Annotated in this window: 2 protein-coding genes; both read left to right on the plus strand. The window is 61.1% G+C overall.

What is annotated here, in order from left to right; genetic code table 11:
* Positions 1-207 (plus strand): hypothetical protein (locus tag KJQ96_RS38535; RefSeq protein ID WP_213291161.1); only part of this gene is annotated, 207 nt, incomplete at its 5' end.
* A gap of 2 nt (positions 208-209) precedes the next feature.
* A partial coding sequence (gene istB / locus KJQ96_RS38540; protein ID WP_213291162.1) for an IS21-like element helper ATPase IstB occupies positions 210-918 on the plus strand: 709 nt, incomplete at its 3' end.

Below are 918 nucleotides of genomic sequence, written 5' to 3' on the forward strand. Positions count from 1 at the left end.
TACGGCGAACTCTTTCGCCTCGGCGCCCAGAACCGTGCCAGCATCGAGCGCCGGCCCGGAAACAACGGCAATGATCAGCCCGCACCAAACCGCGCTCGCGTCGTCTCCGCAATCCCGGCCAGCTCCGACGACGCGAGCGCTCCCGCCGAGACCTTGATTGCCGATCAACTCTGCCTTTCAACCTCCACAGGAGATCATTCGGAATGACCATGACCTTGCCAGAAATTGATCGCTGCCTACGACAGTTGCGGCTGTCGGGCATACGCGACACGCTCGAGACCCGCGTCCTGCAGGCCCAGGGCGCCAGCCAACCGTTCCTCGAGACCTTCTGCCTGCTCCTGCAGGACGAACTCGATCGTCGTCAGTCCCGTCTCATCGCTCGCCGCTACCAGCAATCCGGGCTTGAAGAGAAGCTCACGCTCGCGGAGTTCGACTGGTCCTTCAATCCCAAACTGCCGCGTCAGGCCTGCTTCCAGCTGCATGCGCTGAAGTTTGTCGCGGTCGGTGAAAACGCTCTGTTCATTGGCAAGCCCGGCACCGGAAAATCGCACGTGGCCAAGGCCGTCGCCTACCAGGCCATCCTGCAAGGCCACAAGGTCCAGTATCTCGAGGCCGATGACTTCTTCAACCGTTACGCCCTCAGCCCCGCCGCTCAGCGCGAAGCTCGACTGCGGAGCATCTCTGACTGCGATCTGCTTGTGCTTGACGATCTGTTCCTCGCTCGCACCATCCCCGACGAAGCCGGCGCTTTGCTGCAGAATCTGATCCATCAACGCTACAAATTGCACCGCAGCGTCATCGTCACGTCCAATCGCGTCGTGCAGGATTGGGGCGCTTATCTCCGCGACAACACCATGAGCACGACGATCCTTGACCGCCTCATGCACCATTGTCATCTGCTTGAGTTCGACGGCCGCA

It is taken from the genome of Bradyrhizobium sp. sGM-13 (assembly GCF_018398875.1).
Taxonomy (GTDB): domain Bacteria; phylum Pseudomonadota; class Alphaproteobacteria; order Rhizobiales; family Xanthobacteraceae; genus Bradyrhizobium.